Below are 15,019 nucleotides of genomic sequence, written 5' to 3'. Positions count from 1 at the left end.
AGAGGAAAACGCCCATGTCGAGCAATGCGATCAGCCCTTCTTCGCGGTAGACGACCGCCCACGGATACATGAACGCCATCTCCATGTCGAAGGCCAGAAACAGCAGCGCATAACCGGCATAACGCGCATGGTAGCGCACCCAGACCGGATCGCGCGACAGGGTGCCGGCGGTGGCGGGCACGTCCTTGCCGGGTTCCAAGCGCGCGCGCCCGATGGCGCGGGCAAGCCCATAGAGGCTGAGCACGAAACCGAACACACCAACGCTCAACCCGAAAAGGATCGCGTATTGGGAAAGTTCGCTCATCCGTGGCACCTCATTTGAAGTCCCAAATCTATTTCAGACTAGAAGATTCTGCAATGCGGTCAATTCGTAGGGGCGAGTGGTCAGCAGACAGCAAACAAGAGGACGCGACCAGACCCGGATCGTTACACTTTGCTCAACTCAGTCCGGCCAGCCACCACGACACTGCAAACAAAAGAGCCGAATTGGGGTCGGCCCTGCGCGTGTATTCCCGTTCAGAAGCCGTCCGCTTCGGTCTGCGCGCTGGCCAAAAGCGAAGCCAAGCGATGCCCGAAACCGTCATGATCCTGTAACAATCGCCTGCAATTCAGCGGCAAGGGTCTTTGGCGGGATTCGCCAGCCTGTAGCCCCGCCGGATACCCGGTTGAAAGAGACTCTTGCGGATGCCTCGATGGCATTTTCCTGACAGAATTGGAGAACACGAAATGAAAATGAAGTTTATATCGGCGGCATTGCTCGCCGCTGCGGCGGGCGTCGCGCAGGCCGACGAAACCTCTGGTTTCAACCTCAAGGCAGGGAGCGGGATAACCTTCAAGAATGCTGATGGTACCGCGTCTTTCCGGGTGGGGGGGCGCCTGCAGTGGGATTACGATTCGACCGATTCCGACATCAGCGGTAAGAGCGATGATTTCGATGTGCGTCGCGCACGGATTTTTTTCGAGGGTAAATATCTCGACTGGGCCTTCAAGGCACAGTTCAATCTCGCCGAAAGCGGTACCGGCGGCGGCAGCGCCGAGGACCTCTATCTGCGCTATACCGGTTTCGGCGAGATGGCCCGGATCACGGTGGGCAAGCAAAAGGAACCATTTGGCCTTGAGCAACTTACCAGTTCGAAGGACATATCATCGCTTGAGCGCACGGCCCTTACCGAATTCTACGCGCCCGGCCGCAACGCCGGTGTGCAACTCCATGGTGGCGGTGACAACTGGACCTACGGCCTGGGCGTTTTCGAGGCGGCCGGCAACGGCAGCGATGATTTCGGCAGTACGGCCATCACCGGCCGCGTTACCTATGCCCCGATCCAGACCGATGATCTGGTCTTGCATCTTGGCGCCGGCTTTACCAGCCGTGATGCCGATCTGCCTGCCAACGAAACCGATGCGTACAACATCGAATTGGCGGCCGCATCGGGGCCCTTTCACACGCAGGCCGAATACTTCAACGCTGACACGGGCGGGGTTGATGTGGACGGATACTACATTCAGGCAGGATGGATTCTGACCGGTGAAAGCCGTCCCTACAGCAACGGCGTGTTCAAGCGGGTGAAGCCAAGCAGTTCGAAAGGTGCATGGGAAGCAGTGCTTCGCTACGAGGACGGATACGGCAAGTTCAGCGATGTCGGTCTTGGTACGACAGAGGGTAAGCAAACCACCGTCGGCATCAACTATTACCCGAACAACGCCGTTCGCCTTGGTCTGAGCTACATGGAAGGCAAGCAGGCCAGCGGCGAGAACGGAAAAGAGATCAGGGCACGAATGCAAATCGTATTTTGACCTGACCGGTACAGAAGAATGCAGAGCGTCGCGGGCAATGGCGCTAATCAAATTGCCGCCGTCCTGCATTCGAATATCTTCACCGGGGACTACGTGGATGTTGGCAGGTCTAGGGCCTTTTGCGCACTGAGAATCACTTAACCGAGTGGCGCGGGATCGCCGAGGTCTGGACTGCGGACACACTGTCGGCATCCATTGACAATTCGCAACTTCAATATTCCCGGTGCTTGGTTTAGGATTTGTGAAGGAGCGTGTCTCAGAACGAACCGATAAGGGGGAAGATTCCATGTGCTTGTCCGCGCAAGTCAGCTTTGCCGCCAGCGTGTTCCTTGTCGGCGGCGGCACGGCCATTTCAATTGTGGCGTGGCGGCGAAACAAACGGTATCTTCCGCTTGCCCTGATGCCGCTTTTTGCCGGACTGCAGCAGTTCACCGAGGGCTTCGTCTGGGTCGGCATGAACGGAAACGATCCCCTGACGGTTTTATGGGGGGCGATGGGGTTCATCTTTTTCACCTGGTTCATGTGGCCGATCTGGGTGCCGTTCTCGGTCTACGTGCTTGAACCGGATGACAGTCCGCGCAAGCGGTTGTTCCGCCTCATGGCGCTGATCGGGCTGGCCTTCGGGCTGTTGCTCTACATCCCGCACGGGCTGAACAGCAGCATGGTCGTGGTCGAGATCAACAACCAGTCACTGGCCTATGAAAAATCCATGTGGCTTGATTTCATGATGCCGCGCTGGCTGACTAATACGATCTATGTTACCCTCATCACCCTGCCACCGGCGCTGTCGCATTACAAACACATGCGCCATTTCGCCCTGACGCTGGTGGCGGTGATCGTGGTCGATATCGCCTTCCTGCAATTCGCATATATTTCGTTTTTCTGCCTGCTGGCGGGTCTCGCAACGCTGCATCTGGTCTACATTATCCTGACCAACAAATGCGCTCGTGAGTGCCCTGAATTGTTCGCCTAAACCCAACACATTCACAGTGAACGCGGCAAACAGACAAGTCGACTAATGCCGCCAGATCGATCACTTCCAATGCTCAGAAATTAAACAACGCAGAACGCTGATGTTTGTTCATTAGCTTAACGCCACTGTTCGCGGTCAATGCGTTGAAATTGCTGAGGCGAACAAGGCTTCTTGGTACGCGACATCACAAGAATGCCATTTCGTTAACCTGTCAGCGCTAAGGACAGACTTCAATCCCTCGAAATTCCGGCTTTGAAGCGATTGGTTTGTCGAGTTTGCGATGGGTCTATGTTCAACAATGTCACCAAGTCACCGTCATGCATCAATGGAGCTTTGAGCGCGCGCGAAGTTGCTCACGCGACGATTGCGGATATGGTATCGCAGCTTCGCACCCGCCGTTTGCCTGTCTTTTCACGCTAGCGCACTTCTACTCCCACGACGCTGTTGTCAGGCAATCATTTCAGGTTTTCTTACTTGTCCCCAATCTAGGGCCGTCCACCGACGTCCCTTTGCACGGGGATGCACATGACAGCTCTACATCGAAATTCCCAAGCAATCTCCCGCGGCAGCCGAATGCTGCGCACTGCGCTCGGCCCCGCCATCGCCCGCTACCTAGATGACGCGCAAGTCGTCGAAGTGATGCTCAATCCTGACGGACGGCTGTGGTTCGATCATCTGTCGGACGGTTTATGTGCCACGGATCATTGCATGTCCCATGCTGATGCCGAGCGTATTGTCCGGCTGGTCGCCCACTATGTTGGTGCTGAGGTGCATCCTGCTGCACCACGCGTGTCCGCTGAACTCCCCGAAACGGGAGAGCGGTTCGAGGGGCTTCTGCCACCCGTCGTTGCGGCGCCCACATTTGCAATTCGCAAACCCGCCGTGGCTGTCTTTTCGCTGGACGATTACGTCACCGCCGAAATCATGACGCAGGCACAGGCTGATATCTTGCGCATTGCAGTCGCGGACCGCAGCAACATCCTCGTTGCCGGTGGCACCTCCACCGGCAAAACGACACTCACGAACGCTCTCTTGGCCGAAGTCGCCAAGACAAAAGACCGCGTTGTCTTGATAGAGGACACGCGCGAACTGCAATGCGCTGCCCCTAATCTGGTCGCACTGCGCACCAAAGACAATGTCGCTTCGCTCTCCGATCTCGTGCGCTCTTCCCTGCGACTGCGGCCTGACCGCATCCCCATCGGCGAGGTTCGCGGCCCGGAAGCCCTCGACCTCTTGAAGGCTTGGGGCACGGGCCATCCCGGCGGCATTGGGACCATCCATGCAGGAACGGCGCTCGGTGCTCTGCGGCGCATGGAACAGCTCATTCAGGAAGCTGTTGTCACCGTACCGCGCGCATTGATCGCCGAAACGATTGACCTCGTCGCCGTCCTGTCTGGACGTGGGTCCGCACGCTGCCTCTCTGAACTAGCCCGCGTCGAAGGCCTCGATGCGACCGGTGACTATCGACTGTCCCCCGCAACCTTCACCAGCAAAGGATCCCTTTGATGTTCAACAGCGTTCTAATGAGCCGCCGGGCGGTCGACGCCTTCTGCATTTCCGCCTTCGTCTCACTGATATTGGCCTCCCCCGCCCGCGCAGCAGGCTCGTCGATGCCTTGGGAGGCGCCACTGCAGGCCATCCTCGAATCTATCGAAGGCCCGGTCGCCAAGATCATCGCCGTGATGATCATCATCATTACCGGCCTGACCCTCGCCTTCGGCGACAGTTCTGGGGGCGCGCGACGGCTGATCCAGATCGTCTTCGGCATCTCCATCGCCTTTGCAGCCTCGAGCTTTTTTCTGTCGTTCTTCTCCTTTGGTGGCGGGGCGGTGATCTGATGCATGATCCAGATATGATCCCCGGCTTCGTTATCCCGGTTCACCGGGCGCTGACCGAACCGATCCTGCTTGCCGGCGCGCCACGCTCCATTGCCATTCTCAATGGCACGCTTGCCGCCGCCATCGGGCTTGGCTTGCAGCTGTGGCTGGTCGGACTGCTGATCTGGATCACAGGTCATCTCACCGCCGTCTGGGCCGCCAAGCGCGATCCGCTCTTTGTCGATGTGGTGCGCCGCCATCTGCGCATCCCCAGCCATCTCGGAGTTTGACGGATGATGAACCTCGCCGAATACCGTCGCAAATCCTCGCATCTGGCCGATTTCCTGCCCTGGGCGGCACTTGTCGGCGCGGGCGTTGTCCTGAACAAGGACGGATCATTTCAGCGCACTGCACAGTTTCGTGGCCCCGATCTCGACAGCGCAGTGCCCGCCGAACTGGTCGCCGTCGCGGGCCGGATCAACAACGCACTGCGACGGTTCGGCTCTGGCTGGGCAGTCTTTGTCGAAGCGCAACGCGTGCCCGCCCTCACCTATCCCGACAGCCAATTTCCCGATGCGGCGTCGGCATTGGTTGATGCAGAGCGCAAGGCGCAGTTCGAGGAGGAAGGTGCGCATTTCGAATCGCGGTATTTTCTGACACTGCTGTATCTGCCGCTCGCCGAAAAGGCAGCGAGGGCAGAACGGTTTTTGTACGAAGGACGCGATTGCGAGAGCGGAGCCAATGCGCGCGAGACGCTGGCAGGCTTTGTCGATCGCACTGACCGCGTGCTGCAACTTCTTGAGGGTTTCATGCCCGAGTGTGTCTGGCTCGATGACGCCGATACTCTGACCTACCTGCATGCAACGATCTCGACGAAAGTGCAGCGCGTGCGCGTGCCGGAAGTGCCCATGCATCTCGACGCGTTGCTCGCCGACGAACCCCTGACAGCAGGGCTTAAGCCAATGCTGGGGAACGCGCATATGAGGATCCTGACGATCACCGGTTACCCGAGCGCGACCACGCCCGGCATTCTCGATGACCTCAACCGGCTGGCCTTCCCCTATCGCTGGTCGACTCGCGCGATCATGCTCGACAAGACCGACGCCGCGCGGCTCCTCACCAAGATCCGACGTCAATGGTTTGCCAAACGTAAATCCATCGCGGCCATCCTCAAAGAAATCATGACCAACGAGACGTCAGCGCTTCTGGATTCGGATGCGCACAACAAGGCGATGGATGCCGATGCCGCTTTGCAGGAGCTTGGTTCTGATCTGGTTGGCGAAGCCTATGTCACCGCGACCGTCACCGTTTGGGACGCCGACCCGCGCATCGCCGATGAGAAACTGCGGCTTGTCGAAAAGTTGATTCAGGGCCGCGACTTCACTTGCATTGCTGAGACCACCAATGCCGTCGAAGCCTGGCTCGGATCTCTCCCCGGCCATGTCTACGCCAATGTCCGCCAGCCGCCAGTATCCACGCTCAACCTCGCCCATATGATCCCGCTTTCAGCCGTCTGGGCGGGTCCCGCACAAGATGACCACTTCGCGGCCCCAGCGTTACTCTTTGGGCAGACCGAGGGCTCGACCCCGTTCCGGCTCTCCCTGCATGTCGGCGATGTCGGCCACACATTGATCGTCGGGCCGACCGGCTCGGGCAAGTCCGTCCTGCTGGCCCTGATGGCCTTGCAGTTTCGGCGCTATGCGGGTGCGCAGGTCTTTGCCTTCGACTTCGGTGGATCGATCCGGGCCGCGGCGCATGCCATGGGCGGTGACTGGCACGATCTCGGCGGTGCGTTGTCCGAAGATGTGTCCGACCCCGTCGCCTTGCAGCCCCTGGCCCGCATTCATGAGCCCGCGACCCGCAGCTGGGCGGCAGACTGGTTCGTCAACATCCTCACCCGCGAGGGCGTGACGGTCACGCCTGACGTGAAAGATCACCTTTGGTCCGCCCTGTCGTCGCTAGCCTCCGCCCCGGTGGGTGAACGCACCCTGACGGGCCTGTCGGTGCTGTTGCAGTCCCAAGACCTCAAACGCGCTTTGCAGCCCTACTGCATCAGCGGCGCTTTCGGTCATTTGCTCGACGCCGAAGACGAGCAACTCGGTACGGCCACCATCCAGGCCTTCGAAACCGAAGGGCTTATTGGCACTGGCGCGGCCCCTGCCGTGCTGGCCTATCTCTTCCACCGCATCGAAGCCCGACTGGACGGCTCGCCAACGCTGTTAATCATCGACGAAGGTTGGCTGGCGTTGGATGATACAGGTTTCGCCGGGCAATTGCGCGAATGGCTGAAAACCCTGCGCAAGAAGAATGCCAGTGTCGTTTTCGCCACCCAGTCGCTCGCAGATATCGACGGTTCGGCCATCGCACCTGCAATCATCGAAAGCTGCCCGACCCGACTGTTCCTGCCAAACGAGCGCGCCCTCGAGCCACAGATTGCCGAGATCTATCGCCGCTTTGGCTTGAATGACCGGCAGATCGACATTCTCGCCCGGGCCCCCCCAAAACACGATTATTACTGCCAGTCTCGGCGGGGCAACCGGCTCTTCGACCTCGGTCTGGGCGAGATTGCCCTCGCCTTCACCACGACCTCTTCCAAATCGGATCAGACCGCGATTACCCGTATTCTCGCCGAACACGGGCGCGATGGTTTCGTCTCCGCCTGGCTGCGCGAACGCGGCGTCGATTGGGCCCTAGATCTGCTTCCCAGCCTGACCAATCTGGCCCCCGTGCCACCAGCTTCGGACATCGAAGATCAACACGCGAAGGATCCGCCAGCGGGTCCCGCCCCCCTCACGCAAAAGGAGACTTCCCCATGACCGCCAAACACCTCACCCTCCGCCTTGCGACAGCGCTTCTGCTCGCCGTTCCCGTGACAGCAACACTCACCGCCACCCCTGCCCATGCGTTTTTCGGCGGCTTCGGGCGCATCGTCTACGACCCGCAGAACCACGCCGAGAATATCGTTTCCGCCGCCCGCGCGCTCGAACAGATCAACAATCAGATCACCTCCTTGCAGAACGAGGCGCAGATGTTGATCAATCAAGCGCGCAATCTGACAAGCCTGCCCTATTCGGCACTGCAAGATTTGCAGCAATCGGTCCAGCGCACGCAACAGCTTCTGGGCGAGGCGCAGCGCATCGCCTATGACGTGCAGGCAATCGATCAGGCCTTTCAGACCGACTACGGCCCGGCCTCGCTGACGGCCACCGATCAGGCCTTGATCGATGGTGCTCGCGAGCGGTGGCAGACGACCGTCGGCGGCCTGCAGGACGCCATGCGGGTGCAAGCCGGGGTGGTCGGCAATCTCGACACCAACCGCGCACAGATGTCGGCGCTGATCGGTGAAAGCCAGGGTGCGACCGGGGCCTTGCAGGCGACACAGGCAGGGAACCAACTGCTCGCCCTGCAATCGCAGCAAATCTCGGACCTGACTGCGCTGATGGCTGCGCAAGGCCGCGCCCAGAACCTGGAAGCGGCGCAAATGGCGGCGGCACAGGAGCAGGCCCGTGAGCAGCGGCGGCGGTTTCTGGAACCTGGCACCGGCTATCAGCCGGGCAATGCGCAGATGTTCCAGAACTGAGGTTTGAGATGAAAGGCGCGCTCCTCCTTCGGCTTGGCATAGGTGTTCTCGCCTTCATGGCTGTCCTCGGCGCATTGCTGGAGATCGCCCGTGAGGATGACATTGATACCCGATCCATCCCCGAACGGCCCGAGGTGAATGATCCGCTGCGGGCAGAGCTGCAGCGCTGCCGCGACCTTGGCGACGCCGCTTTGAACGACCAGGACTGCGCCGCCATTTGGGCCGAGACCCGCCGTCGTTTTCTGACCCCGTCCCTATCTTCCGACCCGGAGGAGTGACCCAATGGGTGGCACCGGCGTCATCGACCGCTTCCTAGAAGTCTTCACCAGCTACATCGACAGCGGGTTCGGGCTGTTGGGTGGCGAGGTTGCCTTCCTTGCTACGACGCTGATCGTCATCGATGTCACGTTGGCTGCGCTCTTCTGGGCTTGGGGCGCGGATGACGACATCCTCGCGCGTCTGATCAAGAAAACCCTCTTTGTGGGTGCCTTCGCCTACATCATTTCCAATTGGAACGCGCTCGCCCGCATCGTTTTTGAGAGCTTCGCCGGGCTCGGGCTGCAGGCCAGCGGCACCGGGTTCAGTGCCACCGATTTGATGCGACCCGGGCGCGTGGCCCAGGTCGGCCTCGATGCCGGACGGCCGATCCTCGCCTCGATCTCTGATCTGATGGGCTATGTCAGCTTCTTCGAGAATTTCATCCAGATCATCGTGCTGATGTTCGCCTGGGCCATGGTGCTGCTCGCCTTTTTTATTCTCTCGGTGCAGCTGTTCATCACCCTGATCGAGTTCAAGCTCACTACGCTCGCAGGGTTCGTGCTGATCCCTTTCGGCCTTTTCGGCAAAACCGCGTTTCTGGCCGAACGGGTGCTCGGCAACGTCGTCTCTTCTGGCGTCAAGGTGCTGGTGCTCGCCGTGATCATCGGCATCGGGTCGAGCCTTTTTGGTGAGTTCACGGCCGGGTTTGGCGGCGATCAGCCGAATATCGAAGAGGCCATGGCCATCGTGCTGGCCGCTTTGTCGCTACTTGGCCTCGGCATCTTTGGCCCCGGCATCGCCAACGGGCTGATCTCCGGCGGGCCGCAACTCAGCATGGGGGCCGCCGTTGGGACCGGGCTCGTGGCCGGAGGTGTCACCGCCGTCGGGATGGCCGGAACGGGCATGGCCGCAGGCGCTGCGGGACGCGGCGTGCTCGCCGGTGCCCGCGGCGGGGCCGCAACAATCGGCGGGGCTTCCGCAGCGTACAGTCTCGGATCCGCCGGACAAACCGGAGCCGCAGGGGTTGCGTCGGGGGTCGGTGGTATCGCACGGGCTGGTGCCGGTGTCGCCACCAGTCCCTTGCGCCGCGCCGCGTCAGCTTTGAGCGACAGCGCCGAAGGTGGAGCACGGGCAGCGGTTGCGGCCAGCGGCGGGGCCATCACCGATGGCGGCAGCCCCAATGCCCCGACACCTTCATCCAGCCCGCCCGCTTGGGCCGCGCGCATGGGTCGCGCGCAAACGCTTCACCATGGCGCGACCGCCGCCACCCATGCCTTGCGCTCAGGCGACAGCCCCGGCGGTGGCACCTCTGTCAGCCTTTCGGAAAGGGATCCCTGATGTTCAAACGCCCCTCGCTCACCTACGGCAAGACCCCGGAACCCGAGACCCCTTATCAAAAGGCGGCACAGGTCTGGGACGACCGCATCGGCTCGGCCCGCGTGCAGGCCAAGAACTGGCGGCTGATGGCCTTCGGATCGCTGTTCCTGTCGGCAGGACTGGCCTTCGGTCTGGTCTGGCAATCCGCGCAGGGCACAGTCGTGCCCTGGGTTGTCGAGGTCGACCGACTGGGCGAGGCCCGCAACGTCGCCCCCGCCACTGCCGACTATGAGGTGACCGACCCGCAGATCGCCTATCACCTGGCGCAATTCATCGAACGGGTCCGCGCGATCCCGGCCGACCCTATCGTTGTCAGACAAAACTGGTTGCGTGCCTATGAGTTCACCACCGATCGCGGCGCTATGGCGCTGAATGATTATGCCCGGTCCAACGATCCCTTCGCTCAGGTCGGGGAGGTCCAGATCTCGGTCGATGTCTCCAGCGTCATTCGCGCCTCGCCCGACAGTTTCCGTATCGCCTGGACCGAGCGTCGCTATCAGGACGGCAACCTCGCCGCAACCGAGCGCTGGACGGCGATCCTCACCATCTCGATCCAGCCACCGCGCAGCGCCGAACGGCTCCGCCAAAACCCTCTCGGCATCTATGTCCACGCCATCAACTGGTCACGAGAGCTTCAGCAATGATACGACTACGCACCACTTTCCCCATCACCCTGACCGCATGCCTCCTGCTCAGCGCCTGCGCAAGCTACACCCCGCCCGAAATCGACTATGACAGCGATGTCCCCGCCCTGCCCGCGCCTCCGCCGCCCGTGGTCGAAGAACCGCTGCGAGCGGTCCACACGCCGCCGCCCTGGACCCCGTCGCGGGGCGGCGACGCGGATGCGGCCACCGCAGAGGCCCGCGTGATCAATGCCAATGCGGCCGCCCGTGTCGAACCCCGCCGCGAAGGGTATTACAACGCGATCCAGGTCTTCCCTTACAGCGAAGGCGCACTCTACCAGATCTATGCCGCCCCCGGTCAGATCACCAACATCGCGCTCGAACCCGGCGAACAATTGACCGGCGCGGGACCAATCGCGGCCGGAGACACGACGCGCTGGATCATCGGGGACACTGAAAGCGGCAACGGGCGCACCGCCCGCGTCCATATCCTCGTCAAACCGACCCGGCCCGACATCTCCACAAATCTCGTGATCAACACCGACCGTCGGACGTATCTGCTGGAACTCCGCGCCAGTGAGACCTCCTACATGCCCTCCGTCGCCTGGTCCTATCCGCCGGGGCGTGCACAACCACGCCCACCTGCAATCGAGTTGCCCGCGATCCCTCCGGCCAACCATCGTAACTATCGCTATGGGCTGCAAGTCGATGGGAACACCCCACCCTGGCGGCCGGACAGCGTGTTCGACGACGGCCGCCGCGTCTATGTCGTCTTCCCGCGCGGGATCGTGCAAGGCGAGATGCCACCCCTCTTCGTGCTCGGGGCCGATGGGAGCGCGGAATTGGTGAACACCCGCGTCTTCCGCAACGTCCTGATCGTGGATCGGCTCTTTGCCGCCGCTGAATTGCGCCTCGGAGGTGACGATCAGCAGGTGGTCAGGATCGTGCGCACCGATGGGAGGCCGCGCCCATGACCACGTCAGCCTCAGACCCTGCAGTGCCGCCGTCGGCCAACCCCACTGATCCGTTCCGGCTGCGGCCCGATCCGCCACGCGTCGTGCGCCTCTCCCGTAAGGTTCTCGGCGGCCTCGCCGTCATCACAACCCTAGGCATCGGCGGCGCACTGATCTTTGCCTTGCAGGATCGCCCGGCCCGAGATCGCCCCGACGAACTCTTCACCACAGAAAACCGCCCCACCGCCGACGAGCTGCGCCGCCTGCCTTCAGACTACAGCGGCATTCCGCAAATCGGCCCCGCCCTGCCCGGAGACCTCGGACGCCCGATCCTGCGAACCCAAGACGCAGGACAACCCGTTCCCGCTTCGCCTATGCCCGGCCCGAATCCCGCCGAGCAGCGGCGTCTGGCCGAAGAAGAGGCCGCCCGCACAAGCGAAGTGTTCTTTGCTACGCAGTCACCGACCGCTCCATCGGGTTTCGCTTCACCTAGCGCGGCACCTCCGGGTAGCTTCATCGCACCACAACCGGACGGCGGTGCACAAACGGATCAAGATCGGCAACTCGCCTTTCTCAATGCCCCCGTCGACCGTCGCATCGTTACCCCTGATCGTGTCACACCACCCGCCTCGCCCTACGTCCTGCAGGCCGGGTCTGTCATTACGGCAGCACTCATCACTGGCATTCGCTCGGACCTGCCGGGGCTCATCACTGCCCAGGTCACACAGAATGTCTATGACAGCCCTTCCGGGCGATTTCTTCTCCTGCCGCAGGGGAGCCGACTGATCGGTGAATACGATAACGGCGTCGGCTTTGGTCAGCGCCGTATCTTACTAGTCTGGAACCGGATCATTCTGCCAGACGGTCATTCCATTGTCTTGGAGCGCCTGCCCGGGGCCGACAATGCTGGCTATGCCGGCCTCGAGGATGACGTCGATCATCATTGGGGAGACCTTTTGCGAGCCGCCGGACTCGCCACCCTACTCAACATCGGTACGGAACTCAGCGCAGACGAAGACGATCCGGTCGCCCGCGCGATACGTGACGGCGTTCAAGACACCATCGGCAATGCCGGCCAAGGGATCGTCAGCCGCCAGCTGGATGTGCCGCCGACGCTCACCATCCGGCCAGGATTCCCCGTTCGGGTGATCGTCACGCGCGATCCGATCCTTGAACCGCAAGGAGATCACTGATGACCAAATTGAAACTGGGAGCTTTGTCAGACGACAAACCCGTGAGGCTGACAATTGAAATGCCCGCTGCGATCCACCGGGACCTTGTCGTATATGCAGAGGTGCTGGAACGAGAAACCGGCCAAACCGTCAAGGACCCCGCAAAATTGATTTCGCCGATGGTCGAACGCTTCATGGCAACGGATCGCGGCTTTGCGAAACTCCGTCGTAAAACGCAGGAATCGGCTGCCCAACAGCCGTCAGGGACGCGTCCCAAATGACAGTTAAGGTATGGGCAATTGGTTTGTGATGGTTCGTTCAGTTGGCAAACGACACTGGAGCGGTAGGGCAGGCGGCAGGATGCACCGAAATGAGCAAGTATTTGCACTACGTCATGTTGCGCTTTTTTACGCCAGCGTAACAAAATATCACCGCAAGCACTCCGTGGCACGCCACACTTCGCTCTCTGTAAAGTTGCTCCAACAGCTCGTGTCCGCGATTGTGGGAATGGAGTTATCTTCCATTTCAATCGGACAGCGTTATAATGATCAAGCCAAAGGCGCATCGAAATGACAAAGACGATCACAGTCGTCCCTTGAGCCTTACGAGTTCCGCCGGAAGCCATGACCCGCGCTTGGCTGAGTTGGTTCGCCTTCTAGCGCGTCGTGCTGCACGAGAATGGTATGACCAGCAGTCAGGAGAACGTCGGCAACCGCGCTCCTGATATTTCAGGAGATCGAATTGTGAAAGTCGCCCTTTACGCCAGATATTCAAGCGACAATCAGCGGGATGCGTCAATCGCAGACCAGTTCCGAGTTTGCCGATTGCATGCTGAGAAGCAAGGCTGGACCATCGTCGAAGAATACTCCGACCACGCCGTATCCGGTGCATCTCTTCTGCGGCCAGGCATCCAGGCCTTGATCGAAGATGCGCTGCGCGGACGTTTCACCCTAGTTTTGTCGGAGGCGATGGACCGACTGTCCCGCGACCAAGAGGATATCGCAGGCCTTCACAAGCGAATGGCGTATGCGGACGTGAAGATTGTCACGCTGTCTGAAGGAGAAATCACGCACCTCCATGTCGGCCTCAAGGGCACCATGAACGCTCTCTTTCTCAAAGACCTCGCCGACAAGACGCGCCGGGGTCTGCGCGGACGCGTGGAGATGGGGAAATCAGGAGGCGGAAATGCCTATGGATATGAAGTCGTCAAGAAGTTCTCGTCTGAAGGGAAGCCTATACGGGGTGACCGCACCATCAACGAGTACGAAGCAGGTGTGATCCGCCGGATCCTGGCGGACTACGTATCTGGGAAATCACCCAAGCGCATCGCGACCGAATTGAACAAGGACGGTATCAGAGCACCCAGCGGTGGCGATTGGGGGTTCAGCACCATCAACGGCAACGCCAAGCGTGGCACCGGCATTTTGAACAACGAGATGTACATCGGGCGGCTCATCTGGAACCGACAACGTTTCCTTAAGGATCCAGATACGGGCCGTCGGCAAGCGCGGATGCCCCCCAAAGATGAGTGGATCATCCATGAAGTCCCGGAACTTCGTATTGTCGATGATGACCTGTGGGCGTCTGTAAAAGAACGGCAATCGCAACTTAAGCACAAGCGTGGTGGCGAACTGACATCGGAAAATCATTTCCGCGACCGCCGCCGCCCCAAATATCTGTTCTCTGGGCTAACCAAATGCGCGTGCTGCGGTGGTGGCTACACCATGATCTCGGCTGATCTTGTCGGGTGTGCGACAGCCCGGAACAAGGGGACGTGCGACAATCGCAAAAACATACGCCGTGATCATCTGGAAGATCGTGTCTTGGGTGCCTTACGTCATCACCTAATGGAACCGGCCTTGTTCAAAGAATTCTGCGATGAGTTTACAGGCGAAATGAACCGCCTCCGGATTGAAGAGCGATCAACGATCGAGGCTGGGCGAACTGAGCTGGCAAAAATTGATCGAGAGTTAGACAAGATACTTCAACTCTTTCTCAACGATGCTCTGCCGGTGGAAATGGTGAAGGAAAAGAGCAAGCTGCTGGAAAGCAGGAAGCTGGAACTCGAAAATTTGCTCGCCAACGCCGATGAGCCGCCCCCGCTTCTACATCCCGAAATGGCGGGATTCTACCGCCTGCAGGTCGAGAAACTGCATTCCTCCCTGCAGGACGAAATCGAGGCCAAACGACTGGAGGCCACGGAGATTTTGCGCTCACTCGTCGATGAGATAATTTTGACGCCGACCGACGACGAAATGCTCATCGATGTGAGGGGCGATCTTGCTGGAATCCTTAGCCTTTCCCTAAAACGCAAAAAACCCACCACAAGGGCGGGTCAATCGCAATTTGAGTTGGTTGCGGGAGCAGGATTTGAACCTGCGACCTTCAGGTTATGAGCCTGACGAGCTACCGGGCTGCTCCATCCCGCGGAGATTGTTGGTTATGATCGTTAGAGAGATTTTTTTGGTATTT

Annotated in this window: 15 protein-coding genes and 1 tRNA gene; 14 read left to right on the top strand and 2 right to left on the bottom strand. The window is 60.3% G+C overall.

The window, feature by feature from the left end:
- Positions 1-304: NADH-quinone oxidoreductase subunit A (locus tag SM763_RS22920; protein ID WP_368999883.1), on the bottom strand; the 304-nt coding region annotated here is incomplete at its 3' end.
- A gap of 422 nt (positions 305-726) precedes the next feature.
- Between SM763_RS22920 and SM763_RS22915 the strand changes: the two genes are divergently transcribed.
- The 14 genes from SM763_RS22915 (at position 727) to SM763_RS22850 (ending at position 14,943) form a co-directional block, all read left to right on the top strand.
- Positions 727-1,794 carry an OprO/OprP family phosphate-selective porin gene (locus SM763_RS22915; RefSeq protein WP_368999882.1) on the top strand — a complete coding sequence of 356 codons (1,068 nt, stop codon included), beginning with the start codon at positions 727-729 and terminating at the stop codon, positions 1,792-1,794.
- A 286-nt stretch (positions 1,795-2,080) separates the two neighbouring features.
- On the top strand, positions 2,081-2,767 hold the full coding sequence (locus SM763_RS22910) for a DUF6629 family protein (RefSeq protein ID WP_368999881.1): 687 nt from the start codon (positions 2,081-2,083) through the stop codon (positions 2,765-2,767).
- Positions 2,768-3,340: 573 nt separating this feature from the next.
- Positions 3,341-4,273 (top strand): P-type conjugative transfer ATPase TrbB, encoded by a 933-nt coding sequence (gene trbB, locus SM763_RS22905; protein ID WP_490363308.1) that lies wholly within the window; start codon positions 3,341-3,343, stop codon positions 4,271-4,273.
- Positions 4,273-4,605, top strand: coding sequence for a TrbC/VirB2 family type IV secretion system protein (locus tag SM763_RS22900; protein WP_368999879.1), 333 nt, complete (start codon positions 4,273-4,275; stop codon positions 4,603-4,605). Before trbB ends, SM763_RS22900 begins: the two co-directional genes overlap by 1 nt.
- Entirely contained in the window at positions 4,605-4,874 is a 270-nt protein-coding gene (locus SM763_RS22895) for a VirB3 family type IV secretion system protein (RefSeq protein WP_368999878.1), read from the top strand. Before SM763_RS22900 ends, SM763_RS22895 begins: the two co-directional genes overlap by 1 nt.
- A 3-nt stretch (positions 4,875-4,877) precedes the next feature.
- Positions 4,878-7,400 carry a conjugal transfer protein TrbE gene (gene trbE / locus SM763_RS22890; RefSeq protein ID WP_368999877.1) on the top strand — a complete coding sequence of 841 codons (2,523 nt, stop codon included), beginning with the start codon at positions 4,878-4,880 and terminating at the stop codon, positions 7,398-7,400.
- Positions 7,397-8,164: a P-type conjugative transfer protein TrbJ gene (gene trbJ / locus SM763_RS22885; protein WP_368999876.1), complete on the top strand. Its 768-nt coding sequence runs from the start codon at positions 7,397-7,399 to the stop codon at positions 8,162-8,164. Before trbE ends, trbJ begins: the two co-directional genes overlap by 4 nt.
- An 8-nt stretch (positions 8,165-8,172) precedes the next feature.
- Positions 8,173-8,442, top strand: coding sequence for a putative entry exclusion protein TrbK-alt (gene trbK-alt / locus SM763_RS22880; protein ID WP_368999875.1), 270 nt, complete (start codon positions 8,173-8,175; stop codon positions 8,440-8,442).
- A 4-nt stretch (positions 8,443-8,446) separates the two neighbouring features.
- On the top strand, positions 8,447-9,760 hold the full coding sequence (gene trbL, locus SM763_RS22875; protein WP_368999874.1) for a P-type conjugative transfer protein TrbL: 1,314 nt from the start codon (positions 8,447-8,449) through the stop codon (positions 9,758-9,760).
- On the top strand, positions 9,760-10,443 hold the full coding sequence (trbF, locus tag SM763_RS22870; RefSeq protein ID WP_368999873.1) for a conjugal transfer protein TrbF: 684 nt from the start codon (positions 9,760-9,762) through the stop codon (positions 10,441-10,443). Before trbL ends, trbF begins: the two co-directional genes overlap by 1 nt.
- Positions 10,440-11,396 (top strand): P-type conjugative transfer protein TrbG, encoded by a 957-nt coding sequence (trbG, locus tag SM763_RS22865; protein ID WP_368999872.1) that lies wholly within the window; start codon positions 10,440-10,442, stop codon positions 11,394-11,396. The genes trbF and trbG overlap by 4 nt, the downstream gene beginning before the upstream one ends.
- Complete coding sequence (locus SM763_RS22860; RefSeq protein ID WP_368999871.1) at positions 11,393-12,568, top strand: TraB/TrbI/VirB10 family type IV secretion system protein; 1,176 nt, start codon at positions 11,393-11,395, stop codon at positions 12,566-12,568. The genes trbG and SM763_RS22860 overlap by 4 nt, the downstream gene beginning before the upstream one ends.
- Entirely contained in the window at positions 12,568-12,828 is a 261-nt protein-coding gene (locus SM763_RS22855; protein ID WP_185926701.1) for a DUF2274 domain-containing protein, read from the top strand. The genes SM763_RS22860 and SM763_RS22855 overlap by 1 nt, the downstream gene beginning before the upstream one ends.
- Positions 12,829-13,230: 402 nt before the next feature.
- Positions 13,231-14,943 carry a recombinase family protein gene (locus SM763_RS22850; protein ID WP_368999884.1) on the top strand — a complete coding sequence of 571 codons (1,713 nt, stop codon included), beginning with the start codon at positions 13,231-13,233 and terminating at the stop codon, positions 14,941-14,943.
- Here SM763_RS22850 and SM763_RS22845 read toward each other — a convergent pair.
- Positions 14,900-14,976 (bottom strand) — tRNA-Met (locus tag SM763_RS22845). The two genes, SM763_RS22850 and SM763_RS22845, sit on opposite strands and share 44 nt — an antisense overlap.
- Positions 14,977-15,019 lie beyond the last annotated feature (43 nt).

Origin of the sequence: Pseudophaeobacter sp. C1-32P7 (assembly GCF_041008775.1) — a bacterium.
In the GTDB taxonomy this organism is placed as follows: Bacteria; Pseudomonadota; Alphaproteobacteria; order Rhodobacterales; family Rhodobacteraceae; genus Phycobacter; species Phycobacter gallaeciensis_A.
Note: the sequence above shows the minus strand (reverse complement) of the source record. Positions and strands in the feature narration are given on the sequence as shown.